The 21,180-nt window shown below is 62.1% G+C and carries 16 protein-coding genes and 1 pseudogene; 6 read left to right on the top strand and 11 right to left on the bottom strand.

Going from position 1 to position 21,180, the window contains the following annotated elements; genetic code table 11:
* Positions 1-3: 3 nt before the first annotated feature.
* From LVY71_RS12515 to dusB, 4 genes are all read right to left on the bottom strand, one after another.
* Entirely contained in the window at positions 4-2,271 is a 2,268-nt protein-coding gene (locus LVY71_RS12515) for a sensor histidine kinase NtrY-like (protein WP_235100213.1), read from the bottom strand.
* A 194-nt stretch (positions 2,272-2,465) separates the two neighbouring features.
* The gene (gene ntrC / locus LVY71_RS12510) at positions 2,466-3,908 is read right to left on the bottom strand and encodes a nitrogen regulation protein NR(I) (RefSeq protein ID WP_235100212.1); all 1,443 of its coding nucleotides are present in this window, start codon (positions 3,906-3,908) and stop codon (positions 2,466-2,468) included.
* A 5-nt stretch (positions 3,909-3,913) separates the two neighbouring features.
* A complete protein-coding gene (locus LVY71_RS12505) occupies positions 3,914-5,095 on the bottom strand; it encodes a two-component system sensor histidine kinase NtrB (RefSeq protein ID WP_235100211.1) in 1,182 nt (393 codons plus the stop codon).
* Positions 5,092-6,117, bottom strand: coding sequence for a tRNA dihydrouridine synthase DusB (dusB, locus tag LVY71_RS12500; RefSeq protein ID WP_235101481.1), 1,026 nt, complete (start codon positions 6,115-6,117; stop codon positions 5,092-5,094). Before dusB ends, LVY71_RS12505 begins: the two co-directional genes overlap by 4 nt.
* A 254-nt stretch (positions 6,118-6,371) precedes the next feature.
* Here dusB and LVY71_RS12495 point away from each other — a divergent pair, with 254 nt between their 5' ends.
* Positions 6,372-7,559, top strand: a complete 1,188-nt coding sequence (locus LVY71_RS12495) for a bifunctional 2-C-methyl-D-erythritol 4-phosphate cytidylyltransferase/2-C-methyl-D-erythritol 2,4-cyclodiphosphate synthase (RefSeq protein ID WP_235100210.1) — start codon at positions 6,372-6,374, stop codon at positions 7,557-7,559.
* A gap of 1 nt (position 7,560) precedes the next feature.
* Positions 7,561-8,031, top strand: a pseudogene (locus tag LVY71_RS12490) (CinA family protein); the annotation flags it as partial.
* Between the two features lie 34 nt (positions 8,032-8,065).
* Here LVY71_RS12490 and LVY71_RS12485 read toward each other — a convergent pair.
* Together LVY71_RS12485 and lipA are read right to left on the bottom strand one after the other, a co-directional pair.
* Positions 8,066-8,536: a type II toxin-antitoxin system RatA family toxin gene (locus LVY71_RS12485; RefSeq protein WP_502797576.1), complete on the bottom strand. Its 471-nt coding sequence runs from the start codon at positions 8,534-8,536 to the stop codon at positions 8,066-8,068.
* Positions 8,537-8,543: 7 nt separating this feature from the next.
* Positions 8,544-9,503, bottom strand: a complete 960-nt coding sequence (lipA, locus tag LVY71_RS12480) for a lipoyl synthase (protein ID WP_235100208.1) — start codon at positions 9,501-9,503, stop codon at positions 8,544-8,546.
* A gap of 192 nt (positions 9,504-9,695) precedes the next feature.
* Here lipA and LVY71_RS12475 point away from each other — a divergent pair, with 192 nt between their 5' ends.
* A complete protein-coding gene (locus LVY71_RS12475) occupies positions 9,696-10,292 on the top strand; it encodes a DNA-3-methyladenine glycosylase (protein WP_235100207.1) in 597 nt (198 codons plus the stop codon).
* A gap of 197 nt (positions 10,293-10,489) precedes the next feature.
* On the opposite strand, the gene LVY71_RS12470 is transcribed toward LVY71_RS12475, so the two are convergent.
* From LVY71_RS12470 to LVY71_RS12450, 5 genes are all read right to left on the bottom strand, one after another.
* Positions 10,490-11,659, bottom strand: a complete 1,170-nt coding sequence (locus LVY71_RS12470; protein WP_235100206.1) for an MFS transporter — start codon at positions 11,657-11,659, stop codon at positions 10,490-10,492.
* Positions 11,656-14,517, bottom strand: a complete 2,862-nt coding sequence (locus LVY71_RS12465; RefSeq protein WP_235101480.1) for a valine--tRNA ligase — start codon at positions 14,515-14,517, stop codon at positions 11,656-11,658. The genes LVY71_RS12470 and LVY71_RS12465 overlap by 4 nt, the downstream gene beginning before the upstream one ends.
* A gap of 265 nt (positions 14,518-14,782) precedes the next feature.
* A complete protein-coding gene (locus LVY71_RS12460) occupies positions 14,783-15,595 on the bottom strand; it encodes a PopZ family protein (protein ID WP_235100205.1) in 813 nt (270 codons plus the stop codon).
* A 250-nt stretch (positions 15,596-15,845) separates the two neighbouring features.
* Positions 15,846-17,201 carry a TolC family outer membrane protein gene (locus LVY71_RS12455; RefSeq protein ID WP_502797598.1) on the bottom strand — a complete coding sequence of 452 codons (1,356 nt, stop codon included), beginning with the start codon at positions 17,199-17,201 and terminating at the stop codon, positions 15,846-15,848.
* A 294-nt stretch (positions 17,202-17,495) separates the two neighbouring features.
* A complete protein-coding gene (locus LVY71_RS12450; protein ID WP_235100203.1) occupies positions 17,496-18,161 on the bottom strand; it encodes a protein-L-isoaspartate O-methyltransferase family protein in 666 nt (221 codons plus the stop codon).
* Between the two features lie 211 nt (positions 18,162-18,372).
* Between LVY71_RS12450 and LVY71_RS12445 the strand changes: the two genes are divergently transcribed.
* From LVY71_RS12445 to LVY71_RS22885, 3 genes are all read left to right on the top strand, one after another.
* Positions 18,373-19,047, top strand: a complete 675-nt coding sequence (locus tag LVY71_RS12445; protein WP_235100202.1) for a hypothetical protein — start codon at positions 18,373-18,375, stop codon at positions 19,045-19,047.
* 10 nt (positions 19,048-19,057) lie between these two features.
* Positions 19,058-19,339, top strand: a complete 282-nt coding sequence (locus LVY71_RS12440; protein ID WP_235100201.1) for a hypothetical protein — start codon at positions 19,058-19,060, stop codon at positions 19,337-19,339.
* Positions 19,340-19,449: 110 nt separating this feature from the next.
* On the top strand, positions 19,450-21,033 hold the full coding sequence (locus LVY71_RS22885; RefSeq protein WP_235100200.1) for an anti-phage dCTP deaminase: 1,584 nt from the start codon (positions 19,450-19,452) through the stop codon (positions 21,031-21,033).
* The last annotated feature ends 147 nt before the right edge of the window (positions 21,034-21,180 follow it).

The following is a 21,180-nucleotide window of genomic DNA, read 5'->3' as shown; positions in this document are numbered from 1 at the left end:
CTGTCAATTGCCGGTTACGGCTTCTATTTCTGTTTTTGGCTCTTCGGTCGCAGCGTCTTTCGCCTGTCCCGAGATGGAGAATCTCATTCGCACCCATGCACCCCGTGCGCCGGGACGCAGTACGGATGCGTCGTTCAGTTCGATACGTCCACCGTGATCCTCCAGAACACGGCCGACGATTGCGAGGCCGAGGCCGGTGCCCTTCTCGCGGGTGGTGACGTAAGGCTCAAGCAGCCGTGCACGGCTTTCTTTGGGCAGCCCAATTCCGTTATCCACAACATCGATCACGATATCGTCGTTTTCGCGCGCGGCGATGACGTCGATGCGCCCGCGCTCGATTTCTCCAGGAGGAACAGCCGCGATGGCTTCCGTCGCGTTCTTGATAATGTTCGTCAGCCCCTGTGAAATTAGCCGCCGGTCGAACTTCGCGAGCATGGGCTCCTGTTTGATGTCGACTTCGATATCGACGTCGGGATATCCGACCCGCATCAAAAATACCGTCTGACGGACAGTGTCCGCGACATCTTCGCCCTCGATGACAGGCTTCGGCATCCGCGCAAACTTGGAGAATTCATCGACCATTCTGCGGATATCGTCGACCTGGCGGATGATTGTATCTGTACATTGGTCAAAGATCGGCCGGTCTTCTGTAATCACCTTGCCGAACTTGCGGCGGATACGTTCGGCGGACAACTGAATCGGCGTCAGCGGATTCTTGATCTCGTGCGCAATACGGCGGGCGACGTCCGCCCACGCCGATGTGCGCTGCGCCGTCACCAGTTCGGTGATGTCGTCAAGCGTGATGATGTAACTCTCATTCGATTGTCCGGTCTGCTCCGAACTGACGCGCACCGAGAGATTGCGCGAGATATTGTCGCGGCTGACGTCGATCTGGCCCTGTAAAAGGCGCTGCGCACTGCTGCGCGCCGTCGCCATCAAGTCGTCGAGTTCCGGAACGATTTCGGACAACGGCTTGCCCATCACTTCCGATTCCGAATGTCCGATCAGTTTTTCTGCCGAACGGTTGAGGACGGCGATCTTGCCGTCGCCATCGACGCCGATGATACCTGCGCTCGCCGATGACAGAACCGCTTCGATGAACCGGCGGCGGCTGTCGATCAGGCCGCTCGCATTGACAAGATCGTCACGCTGGGTCCGCAGCTCCTGCGTCATCTTGTTGAAGGTCTCGCCGAGATTGGCGAGGTCGCCTTCGGATTTGATCACAGGCACCTGGACATGGAGGTCTCCGGTGGAGACGAGTTTGGCCGCGCCCATCAGCCGCCGGATCGGCGCCACCAGCCAGTTGGCGAAATTCAGGCCGATCAGTACCGACGACATCAGCACCGTCAGTGCGATCACCGTAAACATCAGTGCGAATGCGACCTGAATTCCGAGCCGGCGCGATTCAAGCTCGGCATATTCCTTGACGCTATCCTGCGTCTGCCTGAGTTGCGCGACCACGCGCGGGTCGAGCAGCCGCGCGACGTAGAGAAATGTGTTGTCGAAGGCGCGCAGACGAATGACCGCGGCGACGTAATTCTGCTCGATGAAGACGCCGATCTGCGGCTCGTCCTCGGTCACGTTGCGGAGAAAATCCCCCGCGGGAGTCTGGAAATCCTGCCGGATGCCGGTGGCTGCGGTCTCCAGAATATTGCGGTCCTTGTCGATAATCATCGCGCCCGGAAGATTGCGGGACGCTGCACTCGACGTGAGAATGTTGCGGAAGGTTTGGCGATCCTGATCGAACAGCGGTCGGGCGCGGGCAATGTCGCTCGACATGCCGATAATGTCGCCGCGGATGAGCTGTGCGTGCTCGTAAACATAGGCATTGGCAACGATCAGCGAATTCTCGATTACCGCACGCGTTCGCACCGAGAATAGTCGGTCGAGACCGCGATCGATGGTGACATTGGCGACGATTGACACCAGAACCGCCGGCAACACCGCGATCACCGAGAACAGGCTGACAATCTGGACATGCAGTCGGGCGGCGGCACGTCCGCGGCGCCGGGCCTGAACCACCTGCCAGACCTCGCGGGCGATGATGCCCAGCAGGAGCAGGATGGTCGCGCCGTTGATCAGCAGGAAGGTGACGACCACCTGATGGGTGGGCGCAATCGGCGTCAACCCGGTCAAAACAACGAAGGTGAGGAAGGCCGACAGCAGCGCCAAGCCCACCGCGACCGGAGCGAACAGGCGGCGCAATGGCCGGCCGGGCGACTCGGCTACCGACGGATCGAAGCTTTGGGCCGACGTCTCTGCTGTGGTCATGCCGGGATTGGGTCAGGCCAAATTTGAGCCGGCACACGGCGGTTGCCGTGCCCAGTGATGCATTCATACCACAATGTTGCTGAATTGCGACATTTCCTAGGCGTGGCCACTATGGCACAGCACCTTCTACCGGTTCTAAGCTGAACGGCTGCCTGACAAGATTGCTGCCGTTACCGGAATGCCACTGCCCTCGCCTAGCCGCCGCTGCGATAAACCTGAATATCCAGATCGCGGATTTTCTTGCGCAGCGTGTTCCGGTTCAATCCGAGCAGGTCCGCGGCCCTGATCTGGTTGCCGCGATTGGCCGCAAGTGCAGCCGTCAACAGCGGAACCTCGATCTCCTTCAGGATGCGGTGGTAGAGGCCCGGTGGCGGTAGCCCGTTCGGGAAGCCCGCGAAATGCGATGCCAGATACATTTCAACCGCCCCGCCGAGATTATCCACGCTTTGCGGCATGTTGCCGCCCGAGACCACGGCGGGTGGCGCCAGTTCGCCTTCGATGACCGATCCGGTGATGACGTCCTGCGGATAAAGCGCCGCCAGACGCCGCGCCAGATTTTCAAGCTCGCGCACGTTGCCGGGCCAGCGATGCTGCTTGAGCCGTTCGACCGCCTGCGCGTCGAGCTTTTTGGGCGGCAAGCCGTCCTTTTCCGCTAGCGCGAAGAAATGCCGGATCAGATCGGGCAGATCCTCGATGCGCTCACGCAACGGCGGCAGACGCAGCGGCACCACGTTGAGACGGAAGAACAGGTCCTCGCGGAACAGGCCCTGCTGAATCAAAATGCGCAGATCCTTGTTGCTGGCCGCAACGATCCGCACGTCAGTCTTGATCGGGGTGCGGCCACCGACCGTCGTGTACTCGCCCTGCTGCAGGACGCGCAGCAAACGGGTTTGCGCCTCCATCGGCATGTCGCCGATTTCGTCGAGGAACAACGTGCCACCTTCGGCCTGCTCGAAACGGCCAGTCGCCCGCGCATTCGCGCCGGTGAACGCGCCGCGCTCATGGCCGAACAATTCGGATTCGATCAGGTCGCGCGGGATCGCGGCCATGTTGACGGCTACGAAGGGACCGTTGCGGCGTTTGCCGTAGTCGTGAAGCGCGCGCGCTACCAGTTCCTTGCCGGTGCCGGACTCGCCGGAAATCATCACGGTGAGATCGGTCTGCATCAGACGGGCGAGGACGCGATAGATTTCCTGCATTGCCGGCGAGCGGCCGACCAAGGGAATGGAATCGAACTCGCCCTCATCCTTGACGGCGGTGGGGCGCTCCTTCGGCTCCGACAAGGCGCGACCGACGATCGCGATCAACTCCTTGAGGTCGAAGGGCTTCGGCAGATATTCGTAGGCGCCGCGTTCCGATGCGCGGATCGCGGTCATGAATGTATTCTGCGCGCTCATGACGATGACCGGCAGATTGGGCCGCATCTTCTTGATACGTGGCAGCAGATCGAACGCGTTCTCGTCCGGCATCACAACGTCGGTGATAACCAGATCCCCCTCACCCTGACTGACCCAGCGCCACAGCGTGGCTGCGTTTCCGGTCAGCCGGACCTCGTATCCCGCGCGTGACAGCGCCTGATTGAGCACCGTCCGGATGGCGGTGTCGTCGTCTGCAACAAGTATGCTACCTGCGGGCATTTTTGTTAGTCCTCATCTGCGGTCTGTGAGGCATGCGACGGCGTTCCCGGGCGCTCGTCGCTATTGCTGTGATTTTGATTTTTGGATGCGTTGTACATCGGCAGCAGCACGCGGAACGTGGTTTTCCGCGGCTGTGATTCACATTCGATAATGCCGCCGTGATCGCCGACGATCTTGGCGACGAGGGCGAGGCCAAGGCCACTCCCCGTCGGCTTGGTCGTCACGAACGGATCGAAAAGATTGGCGAGAAGATCGTCCGGCACGCCCGGACCGTTATCCTTCACGCAGAATTCCAGCGGCAGCGATACGCGTGATTTCTTGCCGGGGACCGACAGCCGCACACCGGGCCGGAACGCGGTGGTCAACTGGATCTCGCCATCGGTACCGAGGTCTGCAACGGCTTCGGCCGCGTTCTTCACCAGATTGAGAAACACCTGAATAAGCTGATCCTGATTGGCCAGCACCGGCGGCAGCGACGGATCGTACTCCTCGACAAACTTGATGTTGCGGGCGAAGCCGGACTGCGCAAGCCGCTTGACGTGGTCGAACACCGAATGAATGTTGACTGGCCCGCGGGCCACGGGACGCTCGTCGCCGAACACTTCCATGCGGTCCACAAGCGTCACGATGCGGTCGGCCTCGTCGCAAATCAGCCGCGTCAGCGTGCGGTCTTCCGGCGATGCGGCCTGCTCGAGCAGTTGCGCTGCGCCACGGATACCTGACAGCGGATTCTTGATTTCGTGTGCCAGCATCGCCGCGAGTGCGATCACCGAGCGCGCCGCGCTGCGATGGGTTAATTGCCGGTCCATCTTGTCGGCGATGGTGCGCTCCTGCAGCATCACCACGATATGTCCCGGCCGCTCGCTGAGCGGCGCGACATGGAGATCGACCTGACGATCGCCGCCGATGCGCGGCGTGCCGAGATCAACTTTATATTCGTTCACCGCCGAACCGGTGCGGCGAACCTGATCGATCAACGCCAGCAACGGGCTGCCGAACGGCACCAGTTCGCGCAGCATCTGTCGCTGCAAATGCGGGATCGATGTTTCGAAGAAGGATTCGGCTGCAATATTCGCATCGACGATCTTGCCGTCCGGCGCAATCAGCATCACCGGATTCGGCAATGCGTTCAGGATGAGGTCGCTGCTCGCAAGTGTTGGGAGGCGTTTTTCGGCGACATTGCTCATGCAGCGGCGCTCCAGGCGAATTCACCGAAGGCATCGTGAAGCGAGCGGCGCACGTGAGCCGCATCGGTAGCGGTCAGAATGGTCTGGCGCCAGCGTTTGAGAACGCCGGCCGATGCGGCGCTGCCCTTGGCCGCCACTTCGAGCGCCCAGCCGAGATGTTTGCGTGCGTGGCGCAGCCCGATATGCGGCCCATAATGATCGACAACCTGGTCATAGAGACTGCACACGTAGCCAAGCTGGTCGGTGAGTTGCGGCGTCGGCTCGATTGTGCCGCCCTCAAGGCGTCGGGCGATCTGTCCCGGCAGCCAGGGCCGGCCCTGTGCGCCCCGCCCGATCATGACGGCGTCCGCGCCGGATGCTTCGAGCGCGCTTTGGGCCTGCTCAAACGAAGTGATGTCACCGTTTACGACCACCGGAATACTCACCGCGTCCTTTACCGGCCGCACCGCGCTCCAGTCAGCGCTGCCCTTGTAGAATTGGCAACGGGTGCGTCCATGCACCGTGATGAGTTTGGCGCCCGCCGCTTCGGCGCGTTGCGCCAGTTCGGGCGCATTGAGGGATTTCTCATCCCAACCGAGACGCATTTTCAGCGTCACGGGAACGCGGACGGCGGAGACCGTCGCATCGATAAGTCGAAGCGCATGATCGAGGTCGCGCATCAGTGCAGAGCCGGACTGACCGCCTGTGACATGGCGCGCGGGGCACCCCATGTTGATGTCGATGATGTCGGCACCGGCGGCTTCCGCGATTCGCGCGCCTTCGGTCATCCAGTGCGTTTCGCAACCGGCGAGCTGCACCACGTGCGGGCCGATGCCTGTGGCCTCGCAGCGCAGGACGGACATCGGACGGCCTCGGGCGAGATCATCGCTGGCGGTCATTTCAGATACAACAAGACCAGCGCCGAGTTCCGCGGCGATGCGGCGAAACGGTGCATCGGTCACGCCGGACATGGGTGCGAGAAGGACGCGATTGGCGATCTTGATATCGCCAATGGTCAGGGCTGACTGACGTGCCGGAGTCATGCCACTCACTGCGTTTCTCGTTTTCTCGCGAACCCCGCGTCGTTGCGAGGAACGCATAGCTTAATTTCTAAGCACCTTACGATCATGCCTACACTTTAGCCAATTCTGAACGGCATGCAAGTGCGGCGCAACAATTCTTCCTGATTGTTCACATGGATGCGGAATCATGCTGTGAACCGCCCGAATATGGTAAGGGCAGCGCCTGATACTGCCAATATCCCGTTCAGCCATCCGCACTGGTCGTTAAATTACCCATGCCTACGTCAAAACGGACTGCCGCCATTATCGTCGCCGCCGGCCGAGGCCTGCGGGCCGGGACCGGCGGACCCAAGCAATATCGGACCATCGGCGGTAAAACCGTCCTTTCGAGGGCGATGGAGCCGTTTTGCACCCATCCCGGCGTCTTTGCGGTGCAGCCGGTACGCAATCCGGACGATGCCGAGATCTTCGATCAGGCCGTCTGTCATCTGAAGTATCAGCCCCCCGTGGGCGGCGGCGCGACGCGGCAGGCATCGGTGCGCGCGGGTCTTGAGGCTTTGGCGGATCAGGCGCCGGACATCGTCCTCATTCACGACGCAGCCCGCGCCTTCGTCACCGACAAGGTCATCTCGCGCGCCATCGATGCAGCGCTGATCACGGGCGCGGCGATTCCGGTTGTCCCCGTCACCGATACCGTGAAAGTGGTCGATGGCTCCGGCGCCATCACCGCGACGCCGGATCGTGCGAACTTGCGGATCGCGCAGACGCCGCAGGCATTTCGTTTCGATGTCATTCTTGAAGCCCATCGCCGCGCCGCGCGCGAGGGCCGCGACGATTTCACAGACGACGCCGCGATTGCCGAATGGGCGGGATTGACGGTTGCGACCTTTGAAGGCGATGTTGCCAACATGAAGCTGACCACACCGGAAGACTTTGCACGGGAAGAAGCGCGGCTCGGCGCCATGCTCGGCGACATCCGCACCGGCACCGGTTACGACGTGCATGCGCTGACCGACGGCGATCACCTGATGCTGTGCGGCGTGCGCGTGCCGTTCAATCGCGGCTTCCTCGCCCATTCCGACGGCGATGTCGGACTGCATGCGGTTGTCGATGCGATCCTCGGCGCGCTGGCCGACGGCGACATCGGCTCGCACTTTCCGCCGTCTGATCCGAAGTGGAAGGGCGCCGCGTCGGACCAGTTCCTGAAGCATGCGGTCGGTCTTGTGCATCAGCGCGGCGGACGCATCGCCAATCTTGAAGTCACGATGATCTGCGAAGCGCCGAAAATCGGCCCGCTGCGCGATGCGATGCGCGCGAAGATCGCGGAGATCACCGGACTTCCTCAATCACGAATTGCTGTGAAGGCGACCACCAGCGAGCGGCTTGGATTCACCGGCCGGCAGGAAGGCATCGCCGCTACCGCCGCGGCGACGATCCGCCTCCCCTGGAACGAGAGCAACTGATATGAGCGGCAGCGCCACCCGCGCCCTCTCCCGCTCGTTGCTGGATCTGTGCCGGATGCGCAAGCTCACCATCGCGACCGCCGAATCCTGCACCGGCGGACTGGTCGCGGCGGCGCTCACTGAAATCCCGGGCTCGTCCGACGTAGTCGATCGCGGATTCGTCACCTATTCCAATCAGGCCAAGCACGCCATGCTCGGCGTCGAGACTTCGACGCTGGAAACCTTCGGCGCGGTGAGCAAGGAAACCGCCGTTGCTATGGCGTTCGGCGCGCTCGAACATGCCGACACCGATCTCGCAGTCTCGATCACCGGCATCGCCGGACCCGGTGGCGCAACGCCGGGCAAGCCGGTCGGGCTGGTGCATCTGGCGGTCGCCGCCCGCGACGGCCGGATCATTCACAAGGAATGCCGCTTCGGCGCGGTCGGCCGCAGCAATGTGCGCGAGCAATCCGTCGTCGAAGCGCTGAAAATGCTGATGGAGATGGCGCGCGGACCGCAGCCGCCGCTCAAGAAGCGCCCACGCGCGGCGGCCCATAGACCGCATCCGCGCGTTTCTCGAACGCCGCGGCGAAGCGCTGGAAAGCGGCGTCGAACATCGCGCCCATCAGCACCGCGAGCATCCGACTCTTGAACTCATAGGCGATGAAGAAGCCGACGTCGCAGGCGGCTTCCGATTTTGCCTCGAAGGTCCAGCGGTTCTCGAGCTTGCTGAACGGGCCTTGCAGATACTCGACGAGGATTTTCAGGTTCGGCTTGTCCAGCGTGACGCGGCTGGTGAAGGTCTCGCGCACCACCTGAAACGACACCGTCATGTCCGCGATGATGACTTCGCCGCCGTCGGGCTTCTGCGTGCGCTGACGGACCTTCAGCGACTGGCACATCGGCACGAATTCCGGATAGCGCTCGACGTCGGCGACCAGATCGAACATCTTTTCCGCGCTGTGGCGGACACGGCGCTTGTTGGAAAACTGCGGCATCGAGGGACTAGCGTCCGGCTGCCGCGCGCGCAGCCTGCAGCTTCGCGAAGTCCTCGCCGGCGTGATGCGAGGAGCGCGTCAGCGGGCTTGCCGATACCATCAGGAAGCCCTTGGTATAGGCGACCTTCTCGTAGCCTGAGAATTCGTCCGGCGTCACGTAACGCATCACCGCATGATGCTTGAGGCTCGGCTGCAGATACTGGCCGATGGTAAGGAAATCCACATCCGCTGAGCGCAGGTCGTCCATCACCTGCAACACTTCGTGGCGCTCCTCGCCGAGGCCGACCATGATGCCGGACTTCGTGAAGAGTGTCGGGTCCATCTCCTTGACCCGCTGCAGCAGCCGGATCGAATGGAAATACCGCGCGCCCGGACGCACCGTCAGATAGCGCGACGGCACGGTTTCGAGATTGTGGTTGAACACGTCGGGCTTCGCCGCGACCACCTGCTCCAGCGCGCCCTCCTTGCGCAGGAAATCCGGCGTCAGGATTTCGATGGTCGTGGTCGGGCAGCTTGCGCGAATGGCGCGGATGGTTTTCGCGAAATGATCCGCGCCGCCGTCGGCGAGATCGTCGCGGTCCACCGAGGTGATGACGACGTGATGCAGCCCGAGTTTCTGCACAGCCAGCGCCACGTGGTCGGGTTCGGAGGCATCGAGCGCGCCGGGCATCCCGGTCTTGACGTTGCAGAAGGCGCAGGCCCGCGTGCAGGTGTCGCCCATGATCATGAAGGTGGCGTGCTTCTTGTCCCAGCACTCGCCGATGTTCGGGCAGCCCGCCTCCTCGCACACCGTGACGAGGCCGTTTTCCTTGACGATATTTCGGGTGTTGGCGTAGCCGCGCGACATCGGCGCGCGGACGCGAATCCAGTCGGGCTTCGCCGGCGACTTCGCGTCCGGCCGATTGACCTTCTCCGGATGGCGCGGACGCACCTGATTGGAAGACACCGTATCGATCAGAACAACCATGAAAAGCCTGCAATTATCCTGTACTTACGTAGGCCTGCCGATCCCTTGGCGCAAGCCGTCCGCATCGGGCACATTGGGCATGATCCTGACCGAAAACCGGTTTCCACTTTTCGGGATCATGCCTATCTTGGAATGAATATCATGTTTCGAAGCGATCCTGCATGGTCCTGAACGCCCATCCCCTGCCCATAAATGGCTGAGCTTCGGTCCTCGCCCGCGAAGGGCCGTCTGCTGACCCGGAAATTTTTTGCGCGTAGCGTCCATGACGTGGTCCCCGACCTGATCGGCGCGACGCTTCTGGTCGATGGTGTTGGCGGCATCATCACGGAGGTCGAGGCCTATCACCACACCGAGCCTGCGGCGCATTCCTTCAACGGACCGACCCCGCGCAACATGGTGATGTTCGGCCCGCCCGGTTTTCTCTACGTGTATCGCTCCTACGGCATCCACTGGTGCATGAATTTCGTCTGCGAGAAGGAAGGCTCCGCCAGCGCGGTGCTGATCCGCGCGCTGGAGCCGACGCATGGCATCCCGGCGATGCGGCGGCGGCGCGGATTGCACGACGAACGCTCGCTCTGTACGGGCCCCGGCAAGCTCTGCGAAGCGATGGCGGTGAGCAACAAGCACAACGGCCTCGTGCTCGACGCGCCGCCGATTGCGATCTACGCGCGGACTCGCAAACCTGAGATCGTCACCGGCATCCGCATCGGCATCACCAAGGCGGCGGAGCTGCCGTGGCGATATGGATTGAAGGGTTCGAAATTCCTCTCAAAGCCGTTTCCGGCATAAGGCAAAATGGCGACGCACTTCGCTGCAAAAGGCGAAGTGGTGACGGGATCGTGGCGCGACGAAATTTCGAACATTTACAGCGCGGGAGCGGCGCTTCGGCGGAATGCTCCGGCGCCATGCGTAATCCGCATGGTCAATTACCTCGCTCGCCCGCAGAACGTGCATTCATCAAAATGCAGGCATGCGCAGGGAGCCGCTCAGAACTGCCGTCGACTGAAGTCAGTCAGCAGCGCAAACAAAATAATGAAGAACGCGGCGACGGTCACCGGCGCGAATGCGTAGGCCGCATCCCGGCTGACATCCCACGCGATTCCGCCGAGAATGGAGATCACCATCGCCAGGCCGTAGCCGATCGTGAACACGCCCGCCGAAAAGCGCGGCACATCATCCGGCGCAACCATCAGCGCCGGGAGTGCGAGCACAAGCGTGAGCACAACGGCGCAGGCAAATCCGATCGCCGCCGCGGCGCCGACAATCACCCATGACGACGAGCCGAGCAGCAGGCCGGCGACGCCGGCAACACCGATCGCGCCCGCGCCGAGCAGCGGCCACTTCTTCCGCTCCCAGCGGCTTGCCATCGCGAGCAGGATGAATGACGCCGGGAGTTGGCCGATATTGAGCGCGGTCAGCGCCGGGCCGATCAGCTCGGTATGGCCGATCTGCAGCATGTAGCCGGGGAAGAAGGCGTTGGCGCAGAAGTACAACTGGTTGGCCCCGCCCATCATCAGGCCGATTTTCCAGAGCAGCGGGCTGCGCCAGTCCGGCATCCAGTGACGGTGGCGCGCGGGTGGCGCGCTTTTGCCGCCGGGCTGGAAAATGAAAATAACCAGCGCAATGATCGCAAGCGGAATCGACCACAACACGAGGCTGGCGCGCCAGCTTCCGGCAACGAGCGGCAGGATGACGGCGGCAAGCACCACCGGGAAGATTTCACCGAACAGCAGGCCGTTGGTGTAGACCGCCGTGGCGAAGCCGATCCGCTGGGGCGCCCACTGGCGCACGGTCGGGGGCAGCGCGGGCTGCATCACCGCAATCCCCGCCGCCATCACGACCGTGGCGACGTAAAGCGTCATGGCGTCGAATGCGACGCCCCGCAAGGCCGAGCCTGCGGCCGCGATCAGGAGCCCGATGATGAGCGCGGGCACCGCACCCACCCGCGCAATCAGCAGCGAGCCCGGCACTGCCACCAGCGCGAACAGGAACACCGGAATCGCATTCAGAATGCCGACCTGCGTCCCGGACAGCTTGAGGTCCAGGATGATGAGCGCAAGGATCGGCGGCACTGCCAGAATGGTCAGCCGAAGGCCGTTTCCTGCGAGCCATAGAAGAATGAGCGCGGCGAACGCCGAGGACCGCGTTGATGTCACGCCACGTCCTTCAGCCGTTCCAGCGCTTCCAGAATCTTCGCCTTGCGCGTCTCCGCTTCCTCGCGCTTCTCGCGCTGCTCGTCGATCACCTCTTCCGGCGCGTTGGCGACGAATTTCTCGTTACCCAGCTTGGCGTCGACGCGCTTGATGTCGGCTTCGGCCTTCGCAAGTTCCTTGTCGAGGCGGACCTTCTCGGCGCCGAGATCGATCACGCCCTTGAGCGGGATCGCAGCGACTTCGCCGCGCACCAGCAGTTGCACCGAGCCGTCCGGCGCGCGATCCGCAAACGAAATCTCGCCGAGCCGCGCGAGCCGCTTCATTACGTCGCTCCAGCGCTCCGCGCGCGTCTTGATGTCGCCGGAGGCGCCGACCAGCACCAGCGGAAACAGCGTCGCCGGCGGGATGTTCATTTCCGCGCGCAGCGAACGGATCGAGGAAATCAGCTCGGTCAGCCAGCCGATTTCGGATTCGGCGGCGGGATCGCTGAACGGTTCGGTTGCGGGCAGCACGACAAGGCCCGGCATCGCCATCGGATCGCCCGAAATCGCCTCGGCGAGCATCGGGGTCATCCCGGCGTCCGGCTTCAGCGGCCATTCGGCAAGCGCCAGCAGGCCGTCGCGCCGGGCCGTCACAGCCCACAATTCCTCGGTGAGGAACGGCATGAACGGATGCAGCAGTTTCAGGATTTCGTCGCGCGCCCAGGCGATGCTGGCCTGCGTCTCGGCCTTGGCGGGACTATCCGGTCCCATCAGCACGGGCTTGGCGAGTTCGAGATACCAGTCGCAGAACACGTTCCAGACGAAGCGGTACATGATCCCCGCCGCGTCGTTGAAACGATAGGCCTGAATGGCTTCGGTAACCTCGCGCGTCGCTTTCGCGGTTTCGTGCGCGATCCAGCGGTTGAGCGTCTCTCTGGTTTTCGCCGGATCGAAGCCGTCGGCCAGCGCGCAGCCGTTCATTTCGGCGAAGCGCGAGGCGTTCCACAGCTTGGTCGCGAAGTTACGATAGCCTTCGACGCGCTGGGTCGAGAGCTTGATGTCGCGGCCCTGCGCCGCCATCGCCGCCAGCGTGAAGCGCAGCGCGTCGGCGCCGTAATCGTCGATCAGGTGCAGCGGGTCGATGACGTTGCCTTTCGACTTCGACATCTTGGCGCCCTTCTCGTCGCGGACGAGGGCGTGGATGTAGACGGTCGGGAACGGCACATCGTCCATGAAGTGCAGGCCCATCATCATCATCCGGGCGACCCAGAAGAAGATGATGTCGAAGCCTGTGACCAGCACGTTGGTCGGATAGTAGCGCTTTACGTCCACGTCGGTGTCGGGCCAGCCCAGCGTCGAGAACGGCCACAGCGCCGACGAGAACCAGGTGTCCAGCACATCTTCATCACGCGTGATGAAGCCCTCGCGCCTGGCGGGATCGAGCGCCATGTCATGGCCCTGCTCCGCGGTGATGACCTCCTGCTCGACGTAATAGCCGAGCGCCTTGCCGATCGCCTCGTCCTCGGTCTCGGCGACGAACACCTTGCCGTCGGGCCCGTACCACGCCGGAATCTGGTGGCCCCACCAGAGCTGGCGCGAGATGCACCACGGCTGGATGTTCTCCATCCATTCGAAGTAGGTCTTCTCCCAGTTCTTCGGCACGAACGCCGTCTCGCCATTGCGCACCGCCGCAATCGCAGGCTCCGCCAGCGTCTTGGCGTCGACGTACCACTGGTCGGTCAGATACGGCTCGATCACCACGCCGGAGCGGTCGCCGTGCGGCACCATGTGGGTGTTGGGTTCGATCTTCTCGAGGAAGCCCGCCTCTTCCAGTTTCGCAACAATGATCTTGCGCGCGGCGAAACGGTCCTTGCCGTGAAGCTCTTCCGCGAAGATCAGCGCGGCTTCCGGCAGACCGCGCAGATAGTCCTCGTTGGCCGTGAGCGACAGACGCGCTTCCTGATCGAGCACGCTGATCGACGCCAGGTTGTGACGGCGGCCGACCTCGAAGTCGTTGAAGTCATGCGCCGGCGTGATCTTCACCGCGCCCGAGCCCTTCTCGGGATCGGAGTATTCATCGGCGACAATCGGAATCAGGCGTCCGACCAGCGGCAGCACGGCGAAGCTGCCGACCGCATCGCGGTAGCGCTCGTCGTCGGGATTGACCGCAATGCCGGTGTCGCCGAGCATGGTTTCGGGGCGCGTGGTCGCGACCACGATGTAGGTGCCCGGATTGTCCGGATCGAAAGTCACGCCTTCCAGCGGATAGCGCAGATACCACAGACTGCCCTTGACCTCGATCTGCTGCACTTCGAGGTCCGAAATCGCGGTCAGCAGTTTCGGGTCCCAGTTGACCAGCCGCTTGTCCTTGTAAATCAGCTTCTGATTGTAGAGTTCGACGAACACTTTCGCGACCGCGCGCGACAGCCCCTCGTCCATGGTGAAGCGTTCGCGCGACCAGTCGCAGGACGCGCCGAGGCGCTTCAACTGGTTGACGATGACGCCGCCGGACTCGGCCTTCCACTTCCACACGCGCTCCAGAAACGCCGCGCGGCCCATGTCGCGGCGGCCCGGCTCCTGCCGTTCCATGAGCTGCCGCTCGACCACCATCTGCGTGGCGATGCCGGCGTGATCAGTGCCGGGCTGCCACAGCACATCGCGGCCGCGCATACGCTCAAACCGGCACAGGATGTCCTGCAGCGTGTTGTTGAGGGCGTGGCCCATGTGCAGCGAGCCGGTGACGTTCGGCGGCGGAATGACGATCGTGAACGGTTCGGCGTCGCGCCGTTCGGGCCGGCCCGCTTTAAACGCGCCGGCGTCTTCCCACTGGCGGGAAATGCGGTTCTCGATCTCGGCGGGCTGGTAGTTTTTCTCGATCATCACACTGCAATCATGAATTGGTACTAGAGCGCCTTCATATCAGGCCACAGAACGAGCGCCGTCATCCTGAGGTGCGAGCTCTTGCGAGCCTCGAAGGATGACGCTGCCACGCTGCCGTCGCCCTTCGAGGCCTCCGCTTCGCTGCGGCACCTCAGGGTGACGGCGCATTTGCCGCCAACATCAAGCAATCCAACGCCTAGAAACCTGCCGGCGCGGTTCAAGTCAACTGTTGGGAGTATGGGGAATTTAAGCCGAAACAGCGAAATCAGCGGCCGCGGGAGACCCGTTCGATCTCGGCCTTGACGATCCGTTCCACCAGATTGGGCAGATTGTCGTCGAGCCAGGATTTCAGCATCGGACGCAGCATTTCCTTGACGAGATCCTCAAGGGTCCGTGCGTTGTTGCTCAGAACTGTATTCGCCAGCGTGTTGAATGCCGACTCCACCGCCGAAACCGTCGATCCCGACAGGATCTGCTGCGTGGGCGGCAGATCGCGGGGCGGCGTCCGTTCGACAAAAGCCGGCGGCTCCATCGCCATCGCGCGCTGCGGCGGCATCTGGACCACAGGCGACTCGGTAAATTCCAGATCGTCGTCCGGCTCGATGGTGTTGAACGTCGGCGGAGTCATTTCGGGAACTGCCATCTGTTCGGTCAGTTCGAACACATCGGCATCGGCTTCCGGCTCTTCGGGTTCTTCCGGCTTTGCCGCTGCCGCCGGCGCGTCGAAGCTCGCCATCATCGCATCGATTTCGGCCTGACTGTTTTTGGCCGCGGCCGGCGGCTCTGCGACGGCTGCCGGCGCTGGCCGGGCCGGTGCAATCTTGGATGGCGGAATGCCGGCCATCGGCGCACGCGCGGCAGGCGCCGGGCGTGCAATCTCCGCCTTCGGGACCACAGTCTTGGGGGCTTCCCTGGGGGCTTCGGCTTTCGGAGCTGCGGCTTTGGGAGGTGCAGCCGGAGCCGCTGCAGGTGCCGCGGCATTTGCGGCAGGCTTGGCCTCGTCATCGGAGATGATGCGCCTGATCGACGCGAGAATTTCCTCCATCGAGGGCTCTTGCGCCTTTGCCGGTTGCGTCATCTCCCCGACTCCACCTCATCGGCAGCCGGATCGAGAGACCCGACAAAGCCGCACACCAACGTCACGAATCGCTTCGCGATCCTTTCAAACGGTATGTCATGGCAACAAATGATTGCAAGCAACGGGCTGCGGACTCGGCCGGTTGATCACAATGCTGATGGGTACGTTGCGAGCGGCGGCGGGGGATCCGGCATTCGCGCGCGCCCATCGCGGGTGCGCAACGCGAATGCCGGAATCAAATCACCCGCTGTCAGCGGCCGTCGGGAGTCCGGACGCCACCCCAGCTATCGCGCACCTGATGATAGTGGACGCTCGGGTCGTAGACGTTGGTGGCGAGGTTGAGCACGGTCGGCGACAGGCGTCCGATCGAGTTCAGCACGCTGTACGATGCGACGACGCGGTCGTGCTGCGCGGTGACGAGTGCGACGCGCGCGTTCACCAGAGCCTGCTGCGCGTTCAGGACGTCGAGCGTGGTGCGCTGACCGACCCGCGCCTCTTCGCGGACGCCGTTCAGTGCGATTTCGGACGCGCTCACCTGCGACTGCGCCGATGTCACCTGCGCCTTGCCTGCGACGAGCTGGCCCCATGCCTGCGCCACGGTGGCGCGGGTCTGGTCGCGAACCTGTTCGAGGTTGAGGCGCTGCTGCGCCAGCGATTCTTTCGACTGGCGGATCAGCGCGTATTCGGCACCGCCCTGATAGACCGGCACTGTCAACTGGGCGACGGCGGACGCACCGAAGGCGCGGTACGTGGCCATGTTGCTCTCGTAAGCCTGCTGCACGCTGCCCTGAAGCGTGACGGTCGGAAACAGCGCGCCTTCGTTGACCTTGACCTGAAGGAAGCTGACGTCGATGCCGTACATCGCGGCGGTGACGTTCGGATTTTCCAGCAGCCCGCGATCAATGGCGGCGGTCAGCGTGGTCGGCAGGAAACGATCGACCGGCGAACCGGGGGCGAGATTGCCCGGATCGTTGCCGATGATGCGGCGGTAATTCGCGCGCGTCGTCGTCAGATTTGATTCAGCGGTCAGAAGCTGCGTCTTGCCGGCGGCAAGCTGGGCTTCGGACTGCGCCACGTCGGTGCGCGTGACTTCGCCGACATTGAAACGATCGCGGGTCTGCTTGAGTGTCTGCTCCAGCACGCGGACGTTGCTCTTTTGCACCTCGACGATGGCCGAGTCGCGCAAGTAGTCCATGTAGATGGTGGCGGCTGCGAACAGCACGGTCTGCTCCAGCACGCGCAAACCTTCGCGGGAGGCGGAGACCTGGCTTTCGGCGGCGCGGGTGCGGTTGGCGGTCTGGCCGCCGTTGAACAGCGTCTGCGTGACGGTCGCGCCGACCGAGCGCGGCGCGTTGACGCCGGCAAGGCTGGTCGTGCTCAAACGTCCGCCGACATTTGTGTTCTGCGCCGTGTCGGTGAACTGGGTCCCGACGCTGGCCGTGACCGCGACCTTCGGACGATAGCCGGACAAGGCCTGCGGCACATTTTCGTCGGTGGCGCGCACCGATGCGCGCTGCGCGTTCAACTGTGGATTGTTCTGGTACGCACGAATCAGCGCGGCTTCGATGGTCTCGGCCATGACGGGCGTCGTCATGACGTGACTCATCAAAAGAGCCGCGAGAGCAACGCCCGCGCTGAGCTTCATCCGATACTTAGCTTGCATCTATCTTTCCCCAAACCGGTTCCCTCGCCATTAAAAAGCACGAGCCGAAACCGGGCAGTCGAGTCGGGCGCCCGCCCGACGATAGTCTATGCATCGGCTGTCCCGGGTGAAACCCCGCCCCGCGTTGCGGCAACCGAAACTGTGCATATGGGACATTGTAGCCACACCTGCGTGCGGCCAAGGAAAACTATCCTAGTGGAGTGGATTTGACATTTGCTTCCCGCCGGCAACGAACCACTAGAAAGTGAACTCCGGAACGCGCTCCAGGCCCGGTAAAACCGGCGCAGAGGCGTCGAAAAGCACCCGGCTGCCGAAATCGGACGGTGACCGCGTGATCAGCGTGGCCCGCGGCGGCTGGCTGGTTGCGAAGACGCCGACCAGCCGTCCGCCCCGCCGCAACTGGTCGTACAGCCCGTGAGGCTCGATCTCGGTGGCGCCATCGAGCAGGATCACATCATAAGGTGCATGGGCGTGGTCGCCATCGACCGGGTCCGCCGCATCGACGGTTACATGGGTGTAACCGAGGCTGGCCAGATTGCGCTGCGCCGCGGCCGCCAGTGCCGAATCCGGCTCGGTCGCCGTCACTTCCCGCGCGAGCAGGCTGATGACCGCCGCCGAATAGCCGGTGGCGCAACCGACCACCAGCACGCGGTCGGTCTCCGCAATCGCGGCGGCCTGAATCATCTTCGCCAGCACCGCCGGCTTGATGAGATGGCGCCTCGGCTTGCCGTCAGCGGCGACGTCGATGTCCATATCCAGATAGGCGATCGGGCGCTTGGCGTCCGGCACGAACGCCTCGCGCGGCACCGCCAGCATCGCGTCGATGATGCGCAGATCGGTCACATCGCTGGGCCGGACCTGACAGTCGACCATGTTCTGCCGAGAGGTTGCGAAATCTGACATGGGATAACCTCAAGACATCAGGGACAATTCGATCGCGCGCGGCACGCGCCCCACGCTGTTTTGCGACGCATATTTGCTGCAAGGCCGCACGCGATGCAAGCCTGCCCTGTGCGCGGTCCGGCCGCGGAACGCCTGTCCGGCGCAACGGCGGCTGTGATATGAGACCGCGAAGGCAGGGACCTTTCGGGCCGGGATCGAGGGATTGAAATATATGACAGGCAGCTTGAGGCGACATCCTGTCCCTTCCCCGCGCCGCGCGATTGCCCGCGCCCTGCTGCTGTCCGCGTTGCTGATGGCTCTCGGAATTCCAGCCGCCCCGGCACAAACTGCTGCGGCTGCGGCAACCTCGGCCGATCAGCCCGCGCCCAAGCGCAAGAAGGTCCTCGAGCGCGCCGCCGCCGTCATCAAGTCGCTGAGCGACTATTCCGCGAAGCGCGGGCAGAAGCTTCCCGCCCTCGCCGACTACTACGCGGCCAAGGCCGATCTCGGCAAAATCGACGACTCGGCGCCTGAAGCGCCCCGCGCGAAAAAGCTGCTGGCCGCGATGCAGAAGAACGAGCGCGAATACATCCGCAAGGTCGGCACCGGCAACATCGCCGCACGGCTGCAATCGCTGGAGGGCAATGCCGACGGCCGCAAACAGTTTGCGCTCGATACGCGCAAGCAGATGTTGCGCCGGGGTCTGGCGATGGACATCAGCACGTCCGGCGAGCGCGAGACTGTGCTGAACTACAAGTATTTCAAGATGGACCGGCCGACGGTGCTCAACCTTGCCGAATCCGGGAAGATCTTCAACAAGGCGCGCGATCTTGGATTTCATGCGGTGATTTTCACCGACGGCCGCCTCACCTGGACCTACGACGTCGCCGCCAATACGTTCAAGTGAGTGTTTGCAAATGACCGCACCCCGCCAACACCGCGATCCGCTCCCGATGCCCGACAGCCCCAAAACGCCACACGATGCCGAAGGCGGATTGTCCGCTCACGGCCTGTCGACCGTCCGTAAACAGATGGTGGAGTTCGACGACCTGCCGCGCGAGGTGCGGAGCGCTCTTTCGTCCGCCGATCAGCCGAGCGAGCAGATGATCGACGTGCTGTGCGCGATGCACCGCGGCGGGTTCCCGGTGGCCGATATGCTCAAGGTGATCGCCGCCAGCAACGCGAAAAGCGGCGGTTAGGCGGGCCTTGCGGGTTCGCATCGCGCCCGATCTTAACGTATGATTGCAAATCTGCTCCTCGACAACCGTAGTCCCTGTGTGTTGAAGTGGAACCGGGCTGGGGAACGACCGTGACCAATATCGATTCGATTCGTGAGGATGGATCGTCGGCTGCTGGCGCCGAGGCCGTCTACTATCCAGAACTTGTTATTTGCTTGTCAGTAGCTGTCGGAACCGACACGACTGCTGTTGCTGATGCGTTATCCGCGGAGCTTTTAGCTGTCGGATACATACCAGTTTTAGTCCGTTTGAGCGCTCTTATGAGCCAAATTCCAGGTCTCGATTATCTGGCTAAACTGGAAGCTGAAGACGACCGCATTCGAGACAGCATGACGGCTGGAAACGAAATTCGGCGCATAATAGATCACGCCGACGCTGTCGTTAGGCTAGCCCTCTCCGATATCCATGAAAAACGCGCGAGCTTGAACGAGAGCGGGGATGGCTCTGTTCCAGCCGAACGTCATTGCTTCATTATTTCGTCTTTAAAGCGCGACGAAGAACTTCAAACACTGCGCAAGTTGTTCGGTCAGCGAGTTTTACTTGTATCTGTTTATGAGCCAAGAGAGCAGCGGATTGAGAACCTTTGCAAAAAGATTGCAAGCAGTAGAAGTTCGGCTGACCCAGAACTTTATCGAACTACAGCCGATGAATTGATCGATACTGATCAGAAAGAAAGAGCCAATTTACTAGGACAGCGCCTTGAGGATGTATTTCAAAAAGCCGATGTCTTTTTGAAAGCTGGCGTAGACTTAAGGAGCGACGTACGGCGTTTTATCCAGTTGCTCTTTCAGGCCCCCTACATCACTCCGACTGTCGATGAGTTGCTGATGTTTCAAGCTCGCGTTACGGCACAACGATCGGCTGATCTTTCCCGGCAAGTCGGCGCAGTGCTTGCTACAAAGAAAGGCGAAATTCTTGCTACGGGCTGCAATGAAGTTCCTCGAGCCGGCGGCGGGGTGATCTGGGATGCAGTCGCAGGGACCGAGAAAGACTATCGCGATTACAAAGTTGGGCAGGATGCTGCAGTAGGTACACGCAAAGAAATTGTAGGGGAACTACTCCAAGCCCTTTCCGACGCGGGATGGCTTGTTGACAGCAAAAAGGAACTGGCAAGTGAACAAAGAGCACAAGAAGCTCTCTACATAGAGCCAAAACCCTTAGCTAGTACGGCCGTCGCAAGCCTTCTCGAATTTGGACGAATCGTGCACGCTGAGATGGCTGCAGTTTGTGACGCAGCGATGCGCGGCGTGTCAGTGAGGGATAGCACCCTATATTGCACGACATTTCCTTGCCATATGTGCGCGCGGCATATCATTGCGGCCGGTATAACGAGGGTTGTGTACATTGAACCTTACCCCAAAAGTCGGGCCAAAAAGCTGTACAAACGAGCGATTCAAGTGGATCGCGACCGAGAAGCTGATGATGATGCGGTCAGATTTGACGCTTTCGTCGGTATAGCCCCAACACGGTTTATTGACCTTTTCGAAATGGTTCCACGTAAGAATGGACAAGGTTACGCGCTCAAATCGGACGCTCCCCGAGGGGCTCCTAAAGGCGTCACCATGGGATCGCTAACGGCAGAACTGGAATCGTCTTATCTTGCATCCCTTGCTGATGCTGATTGGTCACGGCTCAAGACAGGTATTTTCAGATGAAGCCAAATGATCAGAGATCTTCTGTGATGAGAGTCGCCACAAAGGCCGCATCGAGAACTGAAAATTGGTCTCCTGCTAAACAAGCTTTTGCAATTAAGGTGACTGCAGGTGCTTCGAGCGTTTTAGTCCATAGCGATTCTAGGACGA

The organism is Bradyrhizobium sp. G127, from assembly GCF_021502575.1.
Lineage (GTDB): Bacteria > Pseudomonadota > Alphaproteobacteria > Rhizobiales > Xanthobacteraceae > Afipia.
Note: the sequence above shows the minus strand (reverse complement) of the source record. Positions and strands in the feature narration are given on the sequence as shown.

What these genes read in the sequence shown, in the direction of transcription:
- dusB (WP_235101481.1), bottom strand. Translation starts at nt 6,117, where the DNA reads ATGACTCCGGCACGTCAGTCAGCCCTGACCATTGGCGATATCAAGATC.
- LVY71_RS12445 (WP_235100202.1), top strand. Translation starts at nt 18,373, where the DNA reads ATGACAGGCAGCTTGAGGCGACATCCTGTCCCTTCCCCGCGCCGCGCG.
- LVY71_RS12455 (WP_502797598.1), bottom strand. Translation starts at nt 17,201, where the DNA reads ATGAGTCACGTCATGACGACGCCCGTCATGGCCGAGACCATCGAAGCC.
- LVY71_RS12495 (WP_235100210.1), top strand. Translation starts at nt 6,372, where the DNA reads ATGCCTACGTCAAAACGGACTGCCGCCATTATCGTCGCCGCCGGCCGA.
- LVY71_RS12465 (WP_235101480.1), bottom strand. Translation starts at nt 14,517, where the DNA reads ATGATCGAGAAAAACTACCAGCCCGCCGAGATCGAGAACCGCATTTCC.
- LVY71_RS12485 (WP_502797576.1), bottom strand. Translation starts at nt 8,536, where the DNA reads ATGCCGCAGTTTTCCAACAAGCGCCGTGTCCGCCACAGCGCGGAAAAG.
- LVY71_RS12440 (WP_235100201.1), top strand. Translation starts at nt 19,058, where the DNA reads ATGACCGCACCCCGCCAACACCGCGATCCGCTCCCGATGCCCGACAGC.
- LVY71_RS12505 (WP_235100211.1), bottom strand. Translation starts at nt 5,095, where the DNA reads ATGAGCAATGTCGCCGAAAAACGCCTCCCAACACTTGCGAGCAGCGAC.
- LVY71_RS12475 (WP_235100207.1), top strand. Translation starts at nt 9,696, where the DNA reads ATGGCTGAGCTTCGGTCCTCGCCCGCGAAGGGCCGTCTGCTGACCCGG.
- LVY71_RS12460 (WP_235100205.1), bottom strand. Translation starts at nt 15,595, where the DNA reads ATGACGCAACCGGCAAAGGCGCAAGAGCCCTCGATGGAGGAAATTCTC.
- LVY71_RS12450 (WP_235100203.1), bottom strand. Translation starts at nt 18,161, where the DNA reads ATGTCAGATTTCGCAACCTCTCGGCAGAACATGGTCGACTGTCAGGTC.
- lipA (WP_235100208.1), bottom strand. Translation starts at nt 9,503, where the DNA reads ATGGTTGTTCTGATCGATACGGTGTCTTCCAATCAGGTGCGTCCGCGC.
- ntrC (WP_235100212.1), bottom strand. Translation starts at nt 3,908, where the DNA reads ATGCCCGCAGGTAGCATACTTGTTGCAGACGACGACACCGCCATCCGG.
- LVY71_RS12515 (WP_235100213.1), bottom strand. Translation starts at nt 2,271, where the DNA reads ATGACCACAGCAGAGACGTCGGCCCAAAGCTTCGATCCGTCGGTAGCC.